Raw genomic sequence first — 21,061 nt, 5'->3', positions numbered from 1 at the left:
CCCAGCTTAAGTTTTTTGTTTGTTTCTTTTAGTATATGATTATTTATCCAGTTTAAAACTGTAATATTTTACTAAAATTTATCTCATTCCTTACCTCATATATATTAGATGGGGGAGGGATAATATGAAATTAGATAGATATTTACAAGTGACTGTAACTTATATTGGTGCTATTATTGGAGCTGGATTTGCTTCAGGGCAGGAAATACTACAGTTTTTTGTCAGTTATGGTCCAAGTGGTCTATTAGGAATAATTTTATCTGGATTTTTATTTATTTTCTTAGGTATTGCTATTGGATTAGTAGGTTATCATATTCAATTAGTAGATTATCAAAGTTTATTTTATAGATTAGGTGGTAAGGTAATTGGTTTATTAGCAGATTTATTTTTAACCTTGTTTTTATTAGGTAGTTTAATTGTAATGTTAGCTGGTTGTAAAGAAATATTCAATCATTTTTTCAATTGGCCAATAAATTTGGGTTTGATTCTGACTATTATAACTATAGTAATTACTAATTATTATGGACTTGATGGAGTAATGAAGTTAAATACTATATTGATTCCTATTTTAATTTTAATTAGTATTGTAGTAGTTATTAATTTGACTTCTAGTTTTGAATTGAATAGTAGTCATTTTTCTCTTAATTGGATGCCTATATCATCAGCATTAATTTATAGTGGGTATAATTTAGTTTTAGGAATGGCAATTCTGTTACCTCTAACAGCTAAGGTGGAAAAGAAGGAATTAATTTGGGGTATTTTTACTGGTGGCTTAATATTAGGTATCATTGCTTTTTTAATTGGATATATTCTACTGGATTTCTTTAGTAGTGTAGTTGGTAGTGAAATTCCTATGTTACATATATTAAAGGTATATAAGATAAGTTTATATTATATTTATGCTTTAGTCTTATGGTTAGCAATGATAACGACAGCTAGTTGTAATTTATATGGATTAGTGACTAGATTAGAAGCAATATCTAAATTTAGAAAGAGCACGTTGTTAATCATTATCTTATTTTTTATTTTACCAGTAATCCAATTATCTTTTTCTCAATTAGTAGAGTTTGTTTATCCTTGGTTAGGAAAGATAAGTTTAAGTCTGGTAGTATTGCTGATAGTTAGTTATGGTGTGCAAAAGGTTTATAAAGGAAGTGGTAATTGTGGAAAGCACTAGCTCTAGTTGGATAGAAGTTAATTTAGATGCAGTTGAATATAATCTAGAACAGGTAGCAGAATATTTAGAGCCAGAAACAGATATTATGGCTATTGTGAAAGCTAATGCTTATGGTCATGGAGCAGTTAAAGTAGCTAAAAGAGTACTGCAAGCTGGAGCTAGCTGGTTAGGGGTAGCTACAGTCGCTGAAGGCGTAGAGCTTAGGCAAGCAGGAATAGATGCTCCAATTTTAATTTTAGGAACTTTATTTTCTGATCAAATAAAGGAAGTAGTTGAGTACAAATTAACTCCTACAGTTTATACTTATCAGTTAGCTAAAGAATTATCTAAAGTGGGTAATAAAGTAAAGGTTCACCTCAAACTAGATACAGGTATGGGACGCATTGGCCTTCAACCAGAAGAAAGTTTATTTGAAATTAAGAGGATTGCGAGATTGCCTAACTTAGAGTTAGAGGGTATTTTCACTCATTTTGCTAAGGCAGATACAGATGTTGACTATACTAGAAAACAATTAAAGCAGTTTAAATCAGTAGTCAAGCAATTAAAAGAAGTAGGTATTGAGATACCTATTAAACATACAGCCAATAGTGTTGCAATTATTGACTATCCTACTAGCCATTATAATTTAGTGCGCATGGGACTTTTACTATATGGATTATATCCTAGTTCTGGGTTGATTGATAAGATAGATTTAAAGCCTGCTTTAAATTGGAAAACTAAAATTGCTCACCTTAAAGAAGTTTCTGCTGGCACTAGTATCAGTTATGGAGGAACCCATGTTACTTCTGCTTCTACTAAAGTAGCTACTTTACCAGTTGGTTATCATGATGGATATCCTCGTAATTTATCTGATAAGGGAGAAGTTTTATATCAGGGCCAACTTTACCCAGTCATTGGGCGAGTCTGTATGGATCAGTTAATGGTAGATCTAACAGGTGCCCAAGCAGAAATTGGAGAAGTGGTTACTTTATTAGGGGCTGAAGAACAGGAGAAAATAACTGCTGATGAATTAGCAGATAAATTGGGTACAATAAATTATGAAGTAATTAGTAGAATTGGCCCTAGAGTAGATAGGATATACACTAAATAATGGAACAAGGGGTGATTAGATGGAAGAATTGATTGACTGGTTGGCCCAGTTGTTGGCCCCAGAGATATTGATTAAAAGTGGACTAGCTCTATTGCAGTTATTTGGTATTTTAATAGCAACTAAGTTATTGTTGCGTTTTGGTAGTTTCTTTTTGGATAGACTCTTTAGAGAAAAAGATTCAGATGATAAATATATCAAGCAAAGGAATAAGACGCTTAATAGTATTTTGCAGAGTGGTATAAGATATATTTTGTACTTTATTGGAGGTACTATGGCCCTTGAAGTCTTAGGAGTACCAACTACTTCAATTATAGCTGGTGCTGGAGTAGTTGGGGTAGCTGTTGGTTTTGGGGCTCAGAGTTTAGTCAAGGATGTAATTACTGGCTTTTTTATTCTTTTTGAAAAGCAGTTTGTATTAGGAGATTATATAAAAATAGCTGGGCAAGAGGGAGTTGTAGAGGAAATAGGTCTGCGCGTAACTAAAATAAAAGATTTTGATGGAATTATTCATAATATTCCTAACGGTAGTATTGATCAAGTGACTAATCTGACTGCTAGTGCCAGAAGAGTTGTAGTAGATGCAGCAATTAATTATGAACAAGATATTCAAGAAGCTATCAATGTCTTAGATAAGTTATGTCAAGAGATTAAAGATGAATACGCTGAAGTAATTAAAGAAGGGCCAACAGTTCTAGGAGTGCAGGAGTTAGCTTCTTCTAGTGTTAATTTACGTATTGTAGCTATGGTAGACCCTTTTCAGGTCTGGCAGATGGAAAGAGTTATAAAGCAGAGAATTAAAGAACGCTTTGATCAGCTAGAGATTGATATTCCATATGATCATTTAACAATTGTTGAGAAGGGTAATTAGTGTCAAGAATCAGTGTGAGTTGTATCACAGAAAAAACAACCTGCTGTTATTATAATTTAAGGAAATAATATGAGTAAAGGATGATTTAAATGTTACCAGAAACATTATTGGAAGTGTTTAATTATGAAGGAGTAGTTGCTATTGCTACTCAAGGTACAGAGGAGTCTCATCTGGTGAATACTTGGAATAGTTATATACATATTACCGATGATGAACGTTTATTATTTCCAGCTGGTGGAATGAATAAAACAGAGTCAAATATTAATGAAAATGATAGAGTACTTATTACAGTAGGTAGTCAAGAAGTGGAAGGGCTAAAGGGGCAAGGAACAGGATTTTTAATAGAAGGAAGAGCTAGCTTTATAGAAACTGGCAAAGAGTTTAATACCATAGAAGAGAGATTTCCTTGGGCGAGAGCAGCAGTAGAGATTACTGTTGATTCCATAACTCAGACTTTATAATTAAGGAGGTGTTTAATATGGATATTGAGGCTATTAAAGAAAAGGTAGACACTAATATCTATCATATTCTTGCCGATAAAGAAGTACCTTTGCATAAGCATGCAGAAGAAGATGAGATTTTTCATTGTATTAAAGGAGCTGGTGTTGGAATATTAGAAGATGAAGAGATTGAGTTAGAAGTTGGAGATACATTTGTTGTTCCAGCTGGTAAAACGCATTCTGTAAAGACAGATAATGAAATATATGTTGCTTCTTTTTTAGTTCCAGTTGTTGAACAGTAATTATTATTGGAAATATATTATCTCCATTCCTTTTAGTTATGTTAAGATTTTAAAAGGAATGGGGTTTTTATTTTAAAGTAGTTTCGTTTGCATTTTCTACTATTTCCTTATATACTTTTGTAAGAAGTTTAGTATACTGTGGAGGTGACAGTATGGAGTTTGCTGTTGGTGAAGTAGTAAAGTTTAGAAAAGAACATCCTTGTGGTAATAATAAATGGAAGATTTTAAGAGTTGGAGCTGATTTTAGAGTACAATGTACTGGATGTAAGCGGATGATTATGTTACCACGCCGAAAGTTTGAAAAGAATATTAAGCAAAAGGTATGAAGAATTCACAATGTACAATTTATAATTAAAAATCAAAACCATAGGAGCTAAATGTTTCAATGTCAACTATACACTGTAAACTAACATAAAGGAGCGGTTGAAGTTATGGGTATGAAATGTGGAATTGTAGGACTACCTAATGTAGGTAAATCTACTTTATTTAATGCAATTACTGAAGCAGGTGCTGATTCAGAAAATTATCCTTTCTGTACTATTGATCCTAATATAGGAATTGTAGATGTACCAGATAAGAGACTTGATAACTTAACAGAAATAATTGATCCTGAAGAGACAATACCTACTGCAATTGAATTTGTTGATATTGCTGGTTTAGTTAAGGGGGCCAGTAAAGGAGAAGGCTTAGGTAATAAATTTTTAGGTAATATTAGAGAAGTAGATGCTATTGTTCACGTAGTACGTTGCTTTGAAAATGATGATATTACTCATGTAGAAGGAAGTGTGGATCCTTTACGTGATATAGAAATCATTGAAATGGAACTTATCTTAGCTGATTTAGATAGTGTAACTAATAAGAAAGAAAAGACAGAAAAAATGTTAAAGTCTGGTGAAAAGAAGTATGAAGAAGAGATGGATGTATTAGAAAAAGTAGAGGAAGTTCTAGAAGAAGGAAAGCCAGCTCGCATTCTTAATTTATCTGAAAAAGAGGAAAAATCAATTAGAGATTTAAATCTATTGACCTTGAAGCCAGTTTTATATGCTGCTAATGTAGGAGAAGATGATATTGCTAAAGATAATATTCCATTAGTTGAAGAAATAGAGTCTAAAGCAGCTCAAGAAGATGCTGAAGTAGTTACAGTTAGTGCGGGTGTTGAATCAGAAGTAGCTGAGTTAGAAGGAGCAGAAAAAGAGTTATTTTTGGAAGAATTAGGAATAGAAGAGTCAGGGCTGGATAAATTAATTAAAGCAGGGTATAAATTACTAGGCTTAATTACTTTCTTTACAGCAGGAGAAAAGGAAGTTAGGGCGTGGACAGTAACAGAAGGGTCTACTGCTCCAGAGGCAGCAGGAGTTATTCACTCTGATATGGAGCGAGGTTTTATTCGGGCTGAAGTTATTAGTTATGAAGAATTATTAGAAGCAGGTTCTTTTGCTCAAGCTAGAGAAGAAGGAACATTACGTCTAGAAGGAAAAGACTACATAGTTGAAGATGGCGATGTCTGTTACTTTAAGTTTAATGTTTAAAATTTATCTTGCAAATTAGTCAAGCTATGTTATAATGATAATCGATTCCATGCTCTAACCTTGAGTTAGAGCCGGAGACCATATGGAGGAGGTGAAGGATATGCGAAAGTATGAAACTATGTTTATTATTAATCCTGATTTAGAAGAGGATGCTAAAGAAGATTTAGTTGAGAATATTACTGACTTAATTGATGATAACGAAGGTGAAGTAATTAATGTAGATAAGTGGGGAACAAAAGAGTTAGCTTATGAAATCAATGACCAAAAAGCTGGTTATTATGCAGTAGTTAACTTTCAAGGAGCACCTGCAACTATTGATGAATTAAGTCGGATTTTTGGAATTAATGATAATGTTATTCGAAATATTATTTTGAAAGATGAATAAATAGCAGGGTGGTGTTTTAACTTGCTTAATAAGGTTGTATTAATTGGTAGATTAACAGCCGATCCTGAATTAAGGTATACGCCAAGTGGGACAGCAGTTTGTAATTTTACATTAGCTGTTGACCGAAACTTTAGAAATAAAAATGGTGACTATGATACCGACTTTATTGATATTGTTGTTTGGAGAAAGCAAGCTGAGAATTGCGCTAATTACTTATCTAAAGGTAGATTGGTAGCAGCAGAAGGTAGATTACAGATTCGTTCTTATGAAACTGACCAAGGTCAACGACGTCAAGTATCTGAAGTTGTGGCTAATAGCGTTCAGTTTCTAGAGTATTCAAATAACAATAATAATAACAACAACAACAACAATAATAATCAAAATCGTAATTCAGATCAGTCTAATGATAAAGACGATATTGATGTTCCATTTTAAGGTAATAGGGAGGTGACCATATGGCACGTCGTAAGTCTTGTGAATTCTGTGCAAAAGATGTAGATAAGATTGATTATAAAGATATCAATCTATTAGATAAATATATTACTGACCGAGGTAAAATTTTGCCTAGAAGAATTACTGGTAATTGTGCACACCACCAGAGAGATTTAACTAAGGCAATTAAAAGAGCCAGAAATATGGCTTTGTTACCTTTTAAAATTGACTAATTAGAAAAAAGGAGGTATTTTATGCCTCCTTTTATTTTAATTTTGCAGGAAAAAGAAATTTTTTCCAGAAGTAAGGTGGTAGACATTGTTTTTAGGAGGTTCTTCATGAAGAAGTTTAATTCCAAAAAAGGGTCTATCACTAAGAATTTGAAGATAATTGAGTGGTTGAAAACTCAAATACTAGATAATGTATCTCAGTTGTTTAAGGCGATGGTTAAAGGGAATGATAAATTTGAGTTATTAGACCTAATAGTTGGTATAATTATGTCTGCTTATTTATTGGCCAAAAGATTGGGATATTCATTTGACCAATTAGACAGAAAACTAGAGAATAAGTTGAAGAGTAATATCGATAATAAACATCAGATTGAAGATTGGTATGGCGATTTAAGTGAGTTGTTGGAGCATTTGGAGAAGCGAAGTTGAGGTGTAGTTATTGGAAACTAAAGCACTAGTAGAGGGAGCATTATTGGCCGGGATTACAGTAGTAATGACTGTCTTAGGGCTCTATCTTCCTTTAGGTAGTTTTTTATTGATATTAACTCCCTTGCCCTTAATTGTACTAGCAGCACGTCGGAATAGCAATTGGAGTATCATTGCTAGTATAGTGAATACGATAATATTGATGATGTTAGCAAATCCTTCATTAATATTTCTGACTATCTTTTATACTGGTTTGGTTGGGGTATTTATGGGAGCAGCATTTGAAGAAAAATTTTCTGCAGGTTTAATTTTAACTGTAGGAACAATTGGGGTAATTATATCCTTTACAGTTAGTTTATTAATTGGAAGTTATATCTTTAATATTGACCTTTTAGGTCAAGTGAAAGAAGCTTTTGAACTAGGAGCTAACATCTATAGTGAATTAGGAATTTCTAACCAAGCTTTAAAAGAAGTTACAACTCAAGTTATTAACTTACTTAAACAGACCTATCCTGTTTTACTTTTATGTAGTAGTCTACTTGTAGCTATTGTTAATTATTACTTTAGTGTTAAAGTTCTAAATCGTTTTTCTGAATTTGATTATCCCCCTTTATTTTTGTTAGAAGAAATAAAATTACCTAAAGCTATATTAATTATTTATTTTTTAGCTGCTTACTTTAGTCAACAATTAATTTGGATGAATATTTATATTCTTACTACTTTTATGTTATTATTAGAGGGAGTAGCTGTAGCTTATTATTACTTATTAGCAGGAAAATTGAATAAATTAATGATTATTATAGGTATTTTATTCTTCCCACTTACTACTCAGGCTCTGTTTTTAGTGGGTTTAGCTGATATTCTATTTGATTTTCGTACCCTAAATAAGGGTTAACATAATATTTAAATAGTTACTTATATCATAATTATGGAGGGATAATATGAAGGTTATTTTAAAAGATAATGTTCAAGGACTAGGTAACAAAGGAGAAGTAGTTGAAGCTTCAGATGGATATGCCCGTAATTTCTTATTTCCTAGAGATTTGGCTAAGGAAGCTACTCAAGGTAATTTAAATAATTTAAAGCAGAAGAAGAATGCTAAAAAGAAGCGTAAGCAACGTGAATTAGAAGAAGCAGAAGAAAAGGCTGAGGAAATTGAGGGTATGATCATAGAAGTAGCAGTTAAAGCGGGAGATAATGGTCGTTTGTTTGGCTCGGTAACTTCTAATGATGTAGCAGATAAGATTAAGGAAGAGACAGGAATTGAGGTTGATAAGCGCAAAGTACAATTATCTGGTAACATTAAGAGTCTAGGTAGTACTAAAGTAGATGTTAAACTTCATAAAGATGTAACAGCTACAGTTAAAGTTAAGGTTGTAGAAGCGTAAATTATAGTAACATTTTCATAGTTTTAAGATCTAAAAAGAGTAGCTGATTGGTGCTACTCTTTTTAGTCTTTATAGTGATAATTGGAATATTTTTTTGAAATAATCAAATATACTAGATGTTAGAGGAGGTGAGATAATAATGGATGAGGTGGAAAAAGTCCCTCCTCATAGTTTAGATGCTGAAAAATCTACATTAGGATCAATGCTATTAGATTCAGATGCTATTGCTAAATCAGTTGAATTATTGACTAGTGATGATTTTTATTGGCAGTCTCATGCTACCATTTTTAGAGTGATTAGTAGATTGTTTGATAAAGGTGAACCAGTTGATCTGGTAACTGTTAATCAACAACTAAGAGAAGAAGAAAAGTTAGAGGACATTGGCGGAGCTTCTTATATTACTTCTTTGATTGACAGTGTACCTACAGCAGCTAATATAGAGCATTATGCTAAGATAGTAGAAGAGAAGGCAACGTTAAGGCGTCTAATTAAGGTAGCAAATCAAATTTCTCGTCTAGGCTATAGTGAAGAAAAAGAGGTTAGTGAGTTGTTAGATGAGGCTGAAAGTAAAATATTTGAAATCTCTCAAACGAAACGAGTAGATGGTTTTTCTGGAGTTAATGACATATTAATAGATACTTTTGATCGGTTAGAGCAATTACAAGAGCATGGTGATGATGTAACTGGAGTCCCTACAGGTTTTAGAGATTTGGATAAGATGACTTCTGGCTTTCAAGATTCAGATCTAATAATTATTGCTGCTCGTCCTAGTATGGGAAAGACAGCTTTAGCTTTAAATATTGCTCAGTATGTAGCAGTAGAAGAGGATATTCCAGTAGGTATCTTCTCTTTAGAGATGTCTAAAGCTCAATTAGTACAAAGATTATTATGTTCAGAAGCCCAAGTAGATAGTCACAGATTAAGGACTGGTAAATTAAGAGAAGTTGATTGGGAAAGGCTATCTCATGCAGCAGGTCGGTTAGGTGAATCTAAGATCTTTATTGATGATACTCCAGGTATTACAGCTATGGAGATGCGGGCCAAAGCTCGAAGGATCAAAGCTGAACATGGTTTAGGTATGATTTTAATAGATTATTTACAGTTGATGCAAAGTAGTGGGAATACTGAAAGTCGTCAATTAGAGGTATCACAGATTTCTCGTTCTTTAAAAGGATTAGCTAGAGAGCTGGACGTACCAGTAGTATCATTATCTCAGTTAAGTAGAGCAGTAGAACAAAGAAATGATAAGCGTCCTCAATTAAGTGACTTACGGTCTAGTGGGTCCATTGAACAGGATGCTGACTTAGTATCTTTTATCTACCGTGATGAATATTATAATCCTGATACAGAAAAGAAGGGAATTACTGAAATTATTGTTGGTAAGCAGAGAAATGGTCCAGTAGGAACTGTAGAATTAGCCTTTCAAAAAGAATATACTAAGTTTGTTGATTTATCTAAGAGAGAAGGGTAGGTGGAGCAATTTCCATCTACTCTTTTTTTTATTTAAAGTTAGAGGTCTTATTATAGATTTATAGAATTGAAAAACTAATAGTTTTAAATAAATAAGGCTAAGTTATTTTTAATTGAAAGGAGATAGGGGATGAGTTTGAATAAATCTAAGTTAGTATATATCAAATCTGCTCTAATTCTACAATTCTTTTCATCATTGCTGCTTATTATTAATATGTATTATAATTTATTTACTAAAAAATTATCATTAGGAATTATCTTATTTATAATTATGGGGATATCTATTTTAATGATGAGTATAATAGGAGATTTATTTAAACTTATTGATTATAAAACCAAGTATGAGTTACAGGATATAAAATTAGAAGAACAGAATGAATGGATTAAAAAATTGCGAAAGCATAAACATGATTTCTCAAATCATCTACAAACAATTTATGGTATGATACAGTTAAATAAAGATAAAGAAGAAATAAAAGAGTATATTAAGTCTATTAATCAGGATCTAAATAAATTAAATTTTAAACGAGATAAAGTTTCAGATTCTATTTTAGATTCTTTATTAATTGGTAAGCAGATAAAAGCTAAAAAGTTGGGTATTCAATTTGATTATCAGGTTGACCCAGGGGTGGAAGGGATAAATTTATCCATTGATAAAGTTTTTCGTATAGTATCAAACTTAGTTGATAATGCTCTAGATGCTACTACAGAATCTACAGGAGAAAGGATGATTAAGGTTAAAGGGTATGATGATGGTGATTTATATCTTCTATTAGTATTTAATACGGGTTCTTTTATCGATAAAGAATCAAGGGATCAAATTTTTAAACTTGGTTATTCAAATAAAGGAGAAGTAAGAGGTCTTGGATTAAATATTACCCAGAGTTTAGTTCAAAAGGCTGATGGTAAGTTGGAAGTTAGAAGTGTGAAAGATCTAGGAACAGAGTTTATGTGTTATTTACCTAAGTGAACGTTTACTTCCTGCTTTTTTATAAGTAATTTTTTTATAATAAAGGAACTATAATATGTTTATAGAAATATAAAAAATAATTAAAAATATTTTTAAGCAGAAAGACAAAACCATCAATTTTTGATTTGAGTGGGGATAATTAATGAATGATTTTAATAATTCGAGATTAAAGTATATTATTATTATTTTATTATTACAATCTTTTTTATTGCTTTATATTACTGTTTGGAGGGAGTTGGACTTATTTGTATTTGCTTCAGATGTTTTAATAAAAATTTTTTCTTTTATAGTGGTAGGGTTATCAATATTATCTATTATAATGGTTAAGGAACTTTATAGAATGATTAAACATAAAGCTGATGTTAAGATAAAACAGATAAAATTAGAAGAGAAAGAGAGACTAATTAAGAGTTTGAGAAGTCAAAAGCATGACTTTTCTAATCATTTACAGACTATCTATGGTATGGTTCAGCTTGATAAAAAAGAGGAAATCAAAGAGTATATTAAAAGTATTAATCAAAATTTAGTTAATTTAAAGTTTAATCAGACTCAAACTACAGATTCTATCTTAGACTCTCTACTAATTAGTAAACAGATAGAAGCTAAAGAAGCAGGAGTTGAATTTAAATATCAAGTTGAAGAAGGGATAGATGGAATTAATTTATCTATTGATAAAACCTTTAGGATAGTATCCAATCTAGTAGATAATGCTATTGACGCTACTCAAAAATTAAATAATCAAAAATGCATTAGAGTTAAGGGAATAGATAAAAACAATCAATTCGTATTATCTATTTATAACACTGGTCTTCCTATAGAAAAAGAATTATTAGATAAGATTTTTCAAGCTGGTTTTTCAAGTAAAGGAGTGGGCAGAGGATTTGGTTTATATATTATTAAGTCTTTAGTTGAAGAAGCAGGAGGAAGGTTAGAAGTAGAGAGTAGAGCTGATTTTGGAACAGAATTTACTTGTTATTTTCCTAAATAAGGAGTGAAGATACAATATGGAGTTATCTATACAAAAGATGATATTAGCTACTTTTGTTGAAAGCTTATTACTATCCTATGTAGGTCTAGGGTTAATAGGGATTAAAATTAGTAAGCAAAAACATATAAAGATTGGAATACTCTATACCATTTCTGTAGCAATTGTAAGAAATATTTTAAAACTTTATGGTTTACATACACTGATTTTATTTATAGTATTAAATTTATAGTTGAGGTTGAATGGCAAGTATCTTTTATGGCTTCATTAATAGGATTTATTATATTATTTTTAGGTAATCTGATAATTTTACCTTTGATAATAGAGTATCTTAAAGTGAATATTTCTAAAGTAGTTAATGGGAATTTATTTTTATTCTGTTTAATTAGTTATTTGATACATATTCCTTTCTGGATGGCTACTTTAGCTATCTACTTTCTTGATTTTAGTATTATTGATTTAGCTGAAGAGAATAGAAGTGATAGTACTGTTGGAGCAGATTAAGTCTGCTCTTTTTTTATTTTTTGTTATATTTTTAAACATATGATAATTTTATATTTTATGATATAAAATTTACTAAATATCTATTATTTGACATAATATGATTTATATGATAGTATTCATTGTAAATATAATGTATTAGGAGGAAAAATAATGAAACGGAAAAGTAGATTATCAGAACTAAGTGAAAAAATAATAGATATTATTTATCAAGATGCTGTAAGTGAAGAGAAGGAGATAATGGTGTATGGTTTAAAAATCTTATTATCAACTGTAATAGGTTATGCAGTAATAATTGCTTTTTCATCTCTGTTGTCTGTTACTTTATTAACATTGACAGCTGCAGTTACATCTGGAGTGATTAAGATCTTTTCAGGTGGGGCTCATGCTATTTTATTTAGGTGGTGTGCCTTGTCAGGAGGATTAATTTTTACTTTCTTAGGATGGGTAGCTAGTAGTTTTGATTCATTATTAGTAGAATTCATACCAGGACTGCTATGGTTTACTTTGATACTAGGTTCAGTAATTATTTACTTTTATGCTCCAGCTATTATTAAAGAAAAACAGATTACTTCTAAAAGTAAGCTATCCAAATATAAAATTTATTCTTTTATTGTCTTCTTTAGTTTAGATTTATTTTATTTTATCTTATATTTATCTGGAGCTAAGGATCAATTTGTAATAGCAGGATTATTAGGAATATTATGGCAATTATTATCAATAACTCCCTTAGGCTATAAATTGTATAATAGAGAGTATATAAGACATAATAACTAATTTGAAAGGAGGTGTTGTACATATGAAGTTAGAGTTTGTCTTTGCTAAAGTATTAGAAACAGTTGCTAAAGGAAATGTTTCTTCTGTAAGTGGTGCATTGAGTTATCAACCTGAAGTGCCTGAGGCTTTAAAAGAAGAGTAAATCAAACTAAAGATTGATCTTATGCCCCTAATCGAGAGATTGGGGGCTTATTTTTTTGAATAGGATTAGAAATTTTAAATAGTTGACTCTGATCCGAATTTGCCCGCTATAAATCCGGGATAATAATTCTTAAAAGAATTAAATCTATTATAATAGATTTAAATACGGATATTTCGGGAAAATTACTTTAAAGCTTTAAAGTAATAAAATAAACGAATGTTATTTTTAGTAAAACGATTAAAATTCGACTTTATATTGACAATAATCTTTTGGTTTGCTATTATATTAATGTTGTTGTTGATAAAAATTTACAGGGGGAATATAAATAGATGATTGAACGTTATACGCTACCTCAGATGAAACAGGTTTGGAGTCAGGATAGCAAGTTTGATAAATGGTTAGATATTGAAATAGCAGTCTGTGAAGCTATGGCTGAAACAGGTGAGATTCCTGAAAAAGCAGTTGCTAAAATTAAAGATAAAGCAGATTTTACAGTAGATAGAATCAAAGAGATTGAAGCAGAGACTCGTCATGATATCTTAGCTTTCTTGCAGGCAGTTGCTGAGAATGTCGGTGAAGAATCAAAGTATATTCATAAAGGATTAACTTCGTCAGATATTAAGGATACGGCTCGTGCCTTGCAGCTTAAAGAAGCGGCTGAGTTGATTTTAGATGATTTAAAAGAGTTTAAGGAAGTACTAGGAAGAAAAGCTAAAGAATATAAGATGCAGGTGATGATTGGACGGACTCATGGTGTTCATGCTGAGCCAGTAACTCTAGGCTTGAAGTTAGCTAATTGGTATTCAGAGATAGAGAGACAGATTGAGAGAATGGAAGGTGTATTAGAGCGAGTCAGCGTTGGTAAGATCTCTGGTGCAGTTGGAACTTTTGCTAATATTGCTCCTCAGGTAGAAGAGTTGGCCTGTGAAGAGTTAGATCTTGAACCAGCTGCTATATCTTCTCAAATTTTACAGCGTGATCGTCATGCTGAATATCTGTCTATTTTATCTATAATTGCCAGTTCTTTAGATAAATTTGCTACTGAAATTCGAAATTTACAACGGACTGATATTTTAGAAGTTGAAGAATCGTTTAAGAAAGGTCAGAAAGGTTCTTCAGCTATGCCACATAAGAAAAATCCTATTGTCTGTGAAAGAATTTCAGGCTTATCTAGAGTAGTAAAGTCTAATGCTAATACTGGTTTTGATAATGTCAATCTATGGCATGAGCGAGATCTAACTCATTCTTCTCCTGAACGAGTTGTTCTACCAGATAGCAGTATCTTAGTTGATTATATGCTGACTAAGTTTGTAGATGTAGTAGAGAATTTAGGAGTCCATGAAGATAATATGAAAACTAACTTAGAAGAGACTAATGGACTTATCTTCTCACAAAAGGTAATGTTAACTCTAGTTGATCAGGGATTATTAAGAGATGATGCGTATGAGATTGTACAACGGAATGCCCTTCAAGCTTGGGAAGGTCAAGAGAGCTTTAAAGAATTATTATTATCAGATGATGATTTAAGAGAGCATTTAGCAGCAGAAGAAGTAGAGGAAATTTTTGATTATGAGTATCATCTACGACATATAGATACTATTTATAAAAGACTTGGATTAGAATAATTGACAATCAATAGTTGTTAGCTATGAGCTGTGAGCTATGAGCCAATTCAAAATCAAAACTATAAAACCGTTTAATTCCTTTAAAACAAAATTCTTTATAAGGTTTGGTTTTGAATTTAAATACTTTGAATTGGCTCACAACACACGGCTTACGACACACGACTCTAAATTAAACAGAGGAGGCTTTCAGAAATGACAACTACTGTAGTAGTAGGAACTCAATGGGGCGATGAAGGAAAAGGTAAGATTACAGATTTACTTTCAGAAGAGGCTGATTTAGTAGTTCGCTATCAAGGTGGTAATAATGCTGGTCATACTGTAGTAGTAGAAGATACAGAGTATAAGCTACATTTGATTCCATCGGGAGTACTTTATGATGATACTAAATGTGTAATTGGTAATGGGGTTGTAGTTGACCCTAAGGTCTTAATTGAAGAGCTTGATTATTTAGCCCAGAAGGGTGTAGAGGTGACTAATTTCTATATCAGTTCTAAAGCTCATTTAATTATGCCTTATCATAGAATGTTGGATAAGGCCGAAGAAATTAGAAAAGGTAATGATAAGATTGGTACTACTGGGAAGGGAATTGGCCCAGTTTATCGAGATAAAATTGGTCGTTTTGGGATTAGAGTTGAAGATTTATTAGATGAAGATAAATTTGCTGCTAAGGTAAGAGAAGCAGTTGAGCTAAAGAATTTAGTATTAGATAAGGTTTATGGTTTAGATAGATTAGATGCTCAAGAGGTTATTGAAGAGTATTTAGGTTATGCAGAGCAGATTAAGGATTTTGTAACTGATACTTCTCTATTAGTTAATCAGGAAGTAGAAGCAGGTAGCAATGTTTTATTTGAAGGAGCTCAAGGTACTTTATTAGATATTGACCATGGTACTTATCCTTATGTTACTTCTTCTAATCCAACAGCTGGTGGTGTCTGTAATGGTGTAGGAGTTGGCCCGACTAAGATAAATAATATTGTTGGAATTGTTAAGGCTTATACAACACGAGTTGGAGAGGGTCCTTTTCCTGCTGAATTGACAGAGGATATAGGTGAACATTTAAGAGACAAAGGTCATGAATTTGGTACTACAACAGGTAGACCACGCCGCTGTGGCTGGTTTGATGCTTTAATTGTTAAGTATGCTGCTCGAATAAATGGACTGACTAGTTTGGCTATTACTAAGTTAGATGTGTTAGATGAATTAGAAGAGATTAAGATTTGTACTGGTTATCGTTATCAAGGTGAGGTTCTTAATGAGTTTTCTACTAATGAAGAAATATTAAAAGAATGTGAGCCAGTATATGAGACATTAGCAGGTTGGCAAGAGGATACATCTGATATAGACGAGTATGATAATCTACCAGAGAATGCTAAGCAGTATATAGATCGAATCTGTGAGTTAACAGATACCGAGTTATCTATTTTATCTGTAGGACCAAAGCGTTCAGAAACAATGGTTTTAGATAATTTATTAGGATAATTGATATTGACAACTATTTATTAAGCTGATATTATAAAATTAGTAAAATAGAATAGATAGGATTATATGACTGGCGGAACAACATGGAATTAACTATGGGGGAGTATAATCCTGACAATAAATCGCCCGCCTGGATAGCAGTTATGTTATCCAGGCGGGTTTTTGTGGTTTATATATGCTACCTAATCTTACAAATTGTATGAAAATTCTCTGTTTTCAATAAGCAGTTAATTTAATTGACGGTTAATAAAGGGTATGTTATTATAAGTACAAGAGATTCAAACAGTAAAGATTATTATTTTCAATTACAACTATTTTATAATATATATAACCCAATAAGGAGGATTATAGATGAGTAAATTAAACTTTAAGTCTGGTAAATGGGAAAGAGAAATTGATGTTAGAGACTTTGTGCAACAGAATTATGAACCTTATACAGGAGATGATTCTTTCTTAGCCGGACCAACTGATAGAACGGAAAAGTTATGGGAAGAGTGTAGTGAGTTATTATGGAAAGAGATTGAGAATGATGGTGTTTTAGATGTAGATGCTGAAACTGTATCTGATATTAATGCTTATGACCCAGGTTATATTGATAAAGATTTAGAAAAGATTGTTGGCTTACAGAGTGATGAGCCATTAAAAAGAACGTTAAACACTTATGGTGGTATTCGAATGGCTCGTCAAGCTGCTGAAGCTTATGGATATGAAGTTGATGAAGAGATTGATGAGATCTTTACTAAGTATCGTAAGACACATAATGATGGTGTATATGATGCTTATACACCAGAATTAAGAGAGATTCGTCGATCTGGTGTAATTACTGGATTGCCTGATGCTTATGGTCGAGGACGAATTATTGGTGACTACCGTCGAATTGCTTTATATGGTATTGATCACTTAATTGCAGATAAGAAGCAAGATATTGCTCATTTACCTACACGAATGACAGAAGATCATATTCGGTTACGTGAAGAGGTAAGTGAACAGATTAGAGCTTTAAAAAAGTTAAAAGAATTAGGTGAATCTTATGGATTAGAGCTAGGCCGACCAGCTGAAAATGCACAAGAAGCTATTCAATGGACTTATATGGGATATTTAGCTTCTATTCAAGAGAATAATGGTGCGGCAATGTCTTTTGGCCGAGTGGCTGAGTTCTTTGATATCTATATTAAGCAAGATATCGAAACTGGTAACTTGACTGAAACAAAAGCACAAGAATTAATTGATGATTTTGTAATTAAGTTAAGAATGGCTCGTCAATTAAGAACACCTGCTTATAATGAGCTATTTAGTGGTGATCCAATGTGGATTACTATTGTAGTTGGTGGAATGGGTATTGATGGTCGACCATTAGTATCTAAAACAAGCTTTAGATTATTGAATACACTTTATAACTTAGGACCAGCACCAGAGCCTAATTTAACAGTATTATGGTCTGAGAACTTACCAGAAGGTTTCAAAGAATTTTCTGCTAAGGTATCTCGAGATACAAGTTCTATTCAGTATGAAAATGATGACTTAATGCGTGAGAACTTCGGTGATGACTACTCTATTGCTTGCTGTGTATCTGCTATGAGAACTGGTAAAGAGATGCAGTTCTTTGGAGCTCGGTGTAACTTACCGAAGACATTACTTTACTCTTTAAATGGTGGCCGAGACGAAAAGTCTGGTGTACAAGTTGGCCCGGAATTTACTCCTTATGAAGGCGACATTTTAGAATTTGATGAGGTAATGGATAAATTTGATACTTTCTTAGATTGGTTAGTTGAGAAGTATGTAGGTGCTTTGAATATTATTCACTATATGCATGATAAGTATGCTTATGAGAGAGTTCAGATGGCTTTACATGATACAGATGTAGATCGTATTATGGGCTTTGGAGTAGCAGGATTATCAATTATTGCTGACTCTTTAAGTGCTATTAAGTATGCTACAGTTAAGCCAATTAAGAATGACGATGGTATTATTACTGACTTTGAAATTGAAGGAGACTTCCCTAAATTTGGGAATGATGATGACCGAGTTGATGAGTTAGCAGTTGATGTTGTGAAACGATTTATGACTAAATTAGAAGAACATGAATTATATCGTGATGCTGAGCACTCTATGTCTATTCTAACTATTACTTCTAATGTTGTATATGGTAAGAAGACAGGTGCTACTCCTGATGGACGTAAAGCAGGAGAACCATTTGCACCAGGGGCCAACCCAATGCATGGTCGTGATAGTTCTGGAGCAATGGCATCCTTAAATTCTGTAGCTAAGTTACCTTATGATTATTGTCAGGATGGTATCTCTAATACATTCTCTATTGTGCCTAAAGCTTTAGGTTCAGGTGATAATCAACAGGCAGATAACTTAACTTCTGTCTTAGATGGTTACTTTGCTCAAGGTGCTCACCATTTGAATGTTAATGTTCTACAGAGAGAGACTTTAGAAGATGCTGTTGAGCACCCTGAAAAATATCCGCAGTTAACAATTAGAGTTTCTGGTTATGCTGTTAACTTTATTCGGTTAACTCCAGAGCAACAGCAGGAAGTTATTGCACGTACTTTCCACAATCAAATGTAGTGATAAGTTAACTAATTCAACCAGGGGATAATTCCTCTGGTTGTTTTATTTAATCGAGATATTTCTGCAGTTTACAGTTTACAATTTACAGTGTACAGTTAAGGTCAAAATCAGTAAAAATCTAAGATGTATCTTTACTAAAAATAATTTTGTTATTTTTAAAAGGTTTTGATTTTAAATAAGAAAAACAATGCGACTTTTTATTAAAATTAGTAGTATAATATATGAATTAAAAGTGTTAAAGATAATCTAGTAATCTTTTAACAGTAGGAAGCATAACTTGTTTTTCTAAAAAATATTTTTGTACCTTTTTAGTAGTTTTATCAGATGTAAATGAAAAATAGTCAGTTACTTCAATTCATTTATTGTTAAACTATATAGCTGATTAAAATTATTGAATTAATGATAAAGACTACTAATTGCGCTCTGAATGAAATGAAGAAGTACTCTTGGGGTGTATTTTGACAAAAGGTACTCGGAAGAAGGCCGATAGGCCGTTCCGAAACCGTCTTTGAATTCAATTTTTTTAGTTAACTTTTTATTAAAAAGTGAAACAATATCTCGATAATGTTTTACTTAATTGGTAAGTATAAATTCTAAATAATGTATTTTTATAAGAGGAGGTAAAATAATGACTACAGGTTATATTCACTCTTTAGAAAGCTTTGGAACTCAAGATGGTCCAGGGATTCGTTATGTAGTATTTACACAGGGTTGTCCTCTACGTTGTAAGTATTGTCATAATCCTGATACTTGGCATCTAAAAGAAGGGCAAAAAATGGGTGTCGATAAAGTGGTAGATAAAATTATCAAATGTAAACCATATATTGATCGAGGTGATGGAGGGGTAACTATTTCAGGTGGTGAGCCTGTTTTACAGTTAGACTTTACTTTAAAATTATTACGTCGTTGTAAAGAAGAAGGTCTTCATACTGCTTTAGACACTTCAGGTTATGTAGAGATAGATGATTTTAAAAAACTTTTACCTTATCTTGATTTAGTATTACTTGATATTAAGCAGTTAGTTGAAGAAAAACATCAAGAGTTAACTGGAGTAAGTAACCAACAAACATTGAAATTAGTTGATTTTCTAGAAGGTCAAGAACAGTCATTTTGGGTGCGCCATGTAATTGTACCAGGTTGGACTGATGACTTAGAAGAAGTAGAAAGATTAGCTAAAAAATTAGGTACTTTAAAAGAATTAGAGAAGATTGAATTATTACCTTATCATCAATTAGGAGTTCATAAGTGGAAAGAGTTAGAACTAGATTATGAATTAGATGGAGTTGAGCCTCCTAATAAAGAAACATTAGATAAGATTAAAGGTATATTTACGGCGCAAGGTCTTAAAACTGTAATTAAATAGTTTTTTCTAGACCAACTTCATGTTGGTCTATTTTGTTTTTTGGAATAAGAATTAAAATAATTGATTTAGTTAAATATATATATAAATAGTAACTAGGAGGCAGAAGATGAAAGTTAGTCATAAACTTCTTTCAGTTATCTTAGTGTTAAGTTTATTTTTATTAGTAGGCTGTAGTAAGTTACAGAGCAAGCCAAAAAAGAAAGAAAACAAAATCCCACTTTCTTTTGTTAATGTAGGTTTAACAATTGAGCAGACAATTGATAGTATGGAAAGATTTTATTCTAAAAAGAGAGATAAAGAGGAAAAAGAGAAATTTAAAGAACAAAAGCAGCAACAGGAAGATGCGAAGCATAAAGATAAAGAAAATAAGAATAAAGTTGAAGATAAAAAAAATAATGTTGAGTTCTCTAAATGGAAGGGAATAGAAGGTCAAATTGATGAATTACATCGTAAGTGGAATCGCTATGAAGGAGAAAGCACCTTAGCAGCTAAGAAGTTGCACAAAGTAGAACAGGAATTAAATAGCCTAACGGAAGTAACTAAAAGTAAAGAGTTATTGTCTTCCTTATGGCAGGCTAATGAGTTTAGTTTAAACTTAGCAAGATTATATGAGATGTATGATGCTAAAGTAGGGGCCAAAAAAAAGATTGTAGCCTATACTAGAAGAATTATTTATGCAAGCTGGTTAGGAATTAGTAAGGAAAAGCAGTTATCTGATGTTGAAAAATTAAAGGATCTTATACCTAAGTTAAAAGTAAAAAGTAAGAATAAAAAAGATATTAAAGAGTTAAAAAAAGCAGTTGAAGATCTAGAACAGGCTATTAAGCAAGAAGCTAAAACTGTAATAGAAGTTAAAGGGAAATTAGTAACGACTAAGATAAAAGAATTCAAAGAATAAATTTTAG

At 32.0% G+C, this 21,061-nt stretch carries 25 protein-coding genes and 1 riboswitch; all 25 genes read left to right on the top strand.

The features are described 5' to 3' along the window. Positions 1-124 precede the first annotated feature (124 nt). Entirely contained in the window at positions 125-1,177 is a 1,053-nt protein-coding gene (locus tag ACYQ39_RS07900) for a YkvI family membrane protein (RefSeq protein WP_459841916.1), read from the top strand. Then, a complete protein-coding gene (gene alr, locus ACYQ39_RS07895; protein ID WP_459841914.1) occupies positions 1,164-2,267 on the top strand; it encodes an alanine racemase in 1,104 nt (367 codons plus the stop codon). The genes ACYQ39_RS07900 and alr overlap by 14 nt, the downstream gene beginning before the upstream one ends. Before the next feature lie 19 nt (positions 2,268-2,286). Continuing rightward, positions 2,287-3,135, top strand: a complete 849-nt coding sequence (locus ACYQ39_RS07890) for a mechanosensitive ion channel family protein (protein ID WP_459841912.1) — start codon at positions 2,287-2,289, stop codon at positions 3,133-3,135. An 89-nt stretch (positions 3,136-3,224) separates the two neighbouring features. Continuing rightward, positions 3,225-3,596, top strand: coding sequence for a pyridoxamine 5'-phosphate oxidase family protein (locus ACYQ39_RS07885; protein WP_459841909.1), 372 nt, complete (start codon positions 3,225-3,227; stop codon positions 3,594-3,596). A gap of 17 nt (positions 3,597-3,613) precedes the next feature. After that, the gene (locus ACYQ39_RS07880) at positions 3,614-3,877 is read left to right on the top strand and encodes a cupin domain-containing protein (RefSeq protein WP_459841907.1); all 264 of its coding nucleotides are present in this window, start codon (positions 3,614-3,616) and stop codon (positions 3,875-3,877) included. 152 nt (positions 3,878-4,029) lie between these two features. Then, positions 4,030-4,203, top strand: coding sequence for a DUF951 domain-containing protein (locus ACYQ39_RS07875; RefSeq protein ID WP_459841905.1), 174 nt, complete (start codon positions 4,030-4,032; stop codon positions 4,201-4,203). Positions 4,204-4,308: 105 nt separating this feature from the next. Beyond that, the gene (ychF, locus tag ACYQ39_RS07870; RefSeq protein ID WP_459841904.1) at positions 4,309-5,406 is read left to right on the top strand and encodes a redox-regulated ATPase YchF; all 1,098 of its coding nucleotides are present in this window, start codon (positions 4,309-4,311) and stop codon (positions 5,404-5,406) included. 100 nt (positions 5,407-5,506) lie between these two features. Next, the gene (rpsF, locus tag ACYQ39_RS07865; protein WP_459841902.1) at positions 5,507-5,791 is read left to right on the top strand and encodes a 30S ribosomal protein S6; all 285 of its coding nucleotides are present in this window, start codon (positions 5,507-5,509) and stop codon (positions 5,789-5,791) included. Between the two features lie 21 nt (positions 5,792-5,812). Then, entirely contained in the window at positions 5,813-6,226 is a 414-nt protein-coding gene (locus tag ACYQ39_RS07860; protein WP_459841899.1) for a single-stranded DNA-binding protein, read from the top strand. A gap of 20 nt (positions 6,227-6,246) precedes the next feature. After that, positions 6,247-6,456 (top strand): 30S ribosomal protein S18, encoded by a 210-nt coding sequence (gene rpsR, locus ACYQ39_RS07855; RefSeq protein ID WP_459841897.1) that lies wholly within the window; start codon positions 6,247-6,249, stop codon positions 6,454-6,456. A 105-nt stretch (positions 6,457-6,561) separates the two neighbouring features. After that, a complete protein-coding gene (locus ACYQ39_RS07850; RefSeq protein WP_459841896.1) occupies positions 6,562-6,882 on the top strand; it encodes a MazG-like family protein in 321 nt (106 codons plus the stop codon). A 10-nt stretch (positions 6,883-6,892) separates the two neighbouring features. After that, a complete protein-coding gene (locus ACYQ39_RS07845) occupies positions 6,893-7,774 on the top strand; it encodes a DUF2232 domain-containing protein (protein WP_459841893.1) in 882 nt (293 codons plus the stop codon). Between the two features lie 46 nt (positions 7,775-7,820). Further along, positions 7,821-8,267, top strand: a complete 447-nt coding sequence (rplI, locus tag ACYQ39_RS07840; protein WP_459841891.1) for a 50S ribosomal protein L9 — start codon at positions 7,821-7,823, stop codon at positions 8,265-8,267. A 139-nt stretch (positions 8,268-8,406) separates the two neighbouring features. Further along, complete coding sequence (dnaB, locus tag ACYQ39_RS07835) at positions 8,407-9,738, top strand: replicative DNA helicase (protein WP_459841889.1); 1,332 nt, start codon at positions 8,407-8,409, stop codon at positions 9,736-9,738. A 129-nt stretch (positions 9,739-9,867) separates the two neighbouring features. Continuing rightward, complete coding sequence (locus ACYQ39_RS07830) at positions 9,868-10,707, top strand: sensor histidine kinase (protein WP_459841886.1); 840 nt, start codon at positions 9,868-9,870, stop codon at positions 10,705-10,707. 142 nt (positions 10,708-10,849) lie between these two features. After that, complete coding sequence (locus tag ACYQ39_RS07825) at positions 10,850-11,695, top strand: sensor histidine kinase (protein ID WP_459841884.1); 846 nt, start codon at positions 10,850-10,852, stop codon at positions 11,693-11,695. Between the two features lie 16 nt (positions 11,696-11,711). Then, positions 11,712-11,924, top strand: coding sequence for a hypothetical protein (locus tag ACYQ39_RS07820; protein WP_459841882.1), 213 nt, complete (start codon positions 11,712-11,714; stop codon positions 11,922-11,924). Between the two features lie 26 nt (positions 11,925-11,950). Beyond that, entirely contained in the window at positions 11,951-12,196 is a 246-nt protein-coding gene (locus ACYQ39_RS07815; RefSeq protein WP_459841880.1) for a hypothetical protein, read from the top strand. A gap of 150 nt (positions 12,197-12,346) precedes the next feature. Further along, complete coding sequence (locus ACYQ39_RS07810) at positions 12,347-12,970, top strand: accessory gene regulator ArgB-like protein (protein WP_459841878.1); 624 nt, start codon at positions 12,347-12,349, stop codon at positions 12,968-12,970. A 22-nt stretch (positions 12,971-12,992) separates the two neighbouring features. Further along, on the top strand, positions 12,993-13,112 hold the full coding sequence (locus ACYQ39_RS07805) for a cyclic lactone autoinducer peptide (RefSeq protein WP_459841877.1): 120 nt from the start codon (positions 12,993-12,995) through the stop codon (positions 13,110-13,112). Between the two features lie 329 nt (positions 13,113-13,441). Beyond that, complete coding sequence (purB, locus tag ACYQ39_RS07800) at positions 13,442-14,737, top strand: adenylosuccinate lyase (RefSeq protein WP_459841875.1); 1,296 nt, start codon at positions 13,442-13,444, stop codon at positions 14,735-14,737. 192 nt (positions 14,738-14,929) lie between these two features. Further along, the gene (locus ACYQ39_RS07795) at positions 14,930-16,216 is read left to right on the top strand and encodes an adenylosuccinate synthase (protein ID WP_459841873.1); all 1,287 of its coding nucleotides are present in this window, start codon (positions 14,930-14,932) and stop codon (positions 16,214-16,216) included. A 56-nt stretch (positions 16,217-16,272) separates the two neighbouring features. Further along, positions 16,273-16,359: riboswitch (ZMP/ZTP riboswitch) on the top strand. A 208-nt stretch (positions 16,360-16,567) separates the two neighbouring features. Further along, complete coding sequence (gene pflB / locus ACYQ39_RS07790; RefSeq protein WP_459841871.1) at positions 16,568-18,790, top strand: formate C-acetyltransferase; 2,223 nt, start codon at positions 16,568-16,570, stop codon at positions 18,788-18,790. Between the two features lie 631 nt (positions 18,791-19,421). Then, a complete protein-coding gene (gene pflA / locus ACYQ39_RS07785) occupies positions 19,422-20,156 on the top strand; it encodes a pyruvate formate-lyase-activating protein (RefSeq protein ID WP_459841869.1) in 735 nt (244 codons plus the stop codon). Between the two features lie 106 nt (positions 20,157-20,262). Beyond that, positions 20,263-21,054, top strand: coding sequence for a hypothetical protein (locus ACYQ39_RS07780; protein WP_459841866.1), 792 nt, complete (start codon positions 20,263-20,265; stop codon positions 21,052-21,054). The last annotated feature ends 7 nt before the right edge of the window (positions 21,055-21,061 follow it).

This window comes from Halanaerocella petrolearia (assembly GCF_054657875.1).
Note: the sequence above shows the minus strand (reverse complement) of the source record. Positions and strands in the feature narration are given on the sequence as shown.

Excerpts from the sequence above, each read along its gene's own strand:
- ACYQ39_RS07885 (WP_459841909.1), top strand. The coding sequence starts at position 3,225 with ATGTTACCAGAAACATTATTGGAAGTGTTTAATTATGAAGGAGTAGTT.
- ACYQ39_RS07850 (WP_459841896.1), top strand. The coding sequence starts at position 6,562 with ATGAAGAAGTTTAATTCCAAAAAAGGGTCTATCACTAAGAATTTGAAG.
- ACYQ39_RS07820 (WP_459841882.1), top strand. The coding sequence starts at position 11,712 with ATGGAGTTATCTATACAAAAGATGATATTAGCTACTTTTGTTGAAAGC.
- purB (WP_459841875.1), top strand. The coding sequence starts at position 13,442 with ATGATTGAACGTTATACGCTACCTCAGATGAAACAGGTTTGGAGTCAG.
- ACYQ39_RS07780 (WP_459841866.1), top strand. The coding sequence starts at position 20,263 with ATGAAAGTTAGTCATAAACTTCTTTCAGTTATCTTAGTGTTAAGTTTA.
- ACYQ39_RS07900 (WP_459841916.1), top strand. The coding sequence starts at position 125 with ATGAAATTAGATAGATATTTACAAGTGACTGTAACTTATATTGGTGCT.
- ACYQ39_RS07815 (WP_459841880.1), top strand. The coding sequence starts at position 11,951 with ATGGCTTCATTAATAGGATTTATTATATTATTTTTAGGTAATCTGATA.
- ACYQ39_RS07805 (WP_459841877.1), top strand. The coding sequence starts at position 12,993 with ATGAAGTTAGAGTTTGTCTTTGCTAAAGTATTAGAAACAGTTGCTAAA.
- ACYQ39_RS07810 (WP_459841878.1), top strand. The coding sequence starts at position 12,347 with ATGAAACGGAAAAGTAGATTATCAGAACTAAGTGAAAAAATAATAGAT.
- rplI (WP_459841891.1), top strand. The coding sequence starts at position 7,821 with ATGAAGGTTATTTTAAAAGATAATGTTCAAGGACTAGGTAACAAAGGA.
- ACYQ39_RS07795 (WP_459841873.1), top strand. The coding sequence starts at position 14,930 with ATGACAACTACTGTAGTAGTAGGAACTCAATGGGGCGATGAAGGAAAA.
- ychF (WP_459841904.1), top strand. The coding sequence starts at position 4,309 with ATGGGTATGAAATGTGGAATTGTAGGACTACCTAATGTAGGTAAATCT.
- ACYQ39_RS07825 (WP_459841884.1), top strand. The coding sequence starts at position 10,850 with ATGAATGATTTTAATAATTCGAGATTAAAGTATATTATTATTATTTTA.
- ACYQ39_RS07890 (WP_459841912.1), top strand. The coding sequence starts at position 2,287 with ATGGAAGAATTGATTGACTGGTTGGCCCAGTTGTTGGCCCCAGAGATA.
- pflB (WP_459841871.1), top strand. The coding sequence starts at position 16,568 with ATGAGTAAATTAAACTTTAAGTCTGGTAAATGGGAAAGAGAAATTGAT.
- pflA (WP_459841869.1), top strand. The coding sequence starts at position 19,422 with ATGACTACAGGTTATATTCACTCTTTAGAAAGCTTTGGAACTCAAGAT.
- rpsF (WP_459841902.1), top strand. The coding sequence starts at position 5,507 with ATGCGAAAGTATGAAACTATGTTTATTATTAATCCTGATTTAGAAGAG.
- ACYQ39_RS07875 (WP_459841905.1), top strand. The coding sequence starts at position 4,030 with ATGGAGTTTGCTGTTGGTGAAGTAGTAAAGTTTAGAAAAGAACATCCT.
- ACYQ39_RS07880 (WP_459841907.1), top strand. The coding sequence starts at position 3,614 with ATGGATATTGAGGCTATTAAAGAAAAGGTAGACACTAATATCTATCAT.
- rpsR (WP_459841897.1), top strand. The coding sequence starts at position 6,247 with ATGGCACGTCGTAAGTCTTGTGAATTCTGTGCAAAAGATGTAGATAAG.
- ACYQ39_RS07830 (WP_459841886.1), top strand. The coding sequence starts at position 9,868 with ATGAGTTTGAATAAATCTAAGTTAGTATATATCAAATCTGCTCTAATT.
- dnaB (WP_459841889.1), top strand. The coding sequence starts at position 8,407 with ATGGATGAGGTGGAAAAAGTCCCTCCTCATAGTTTAGATGCTGAAAAA.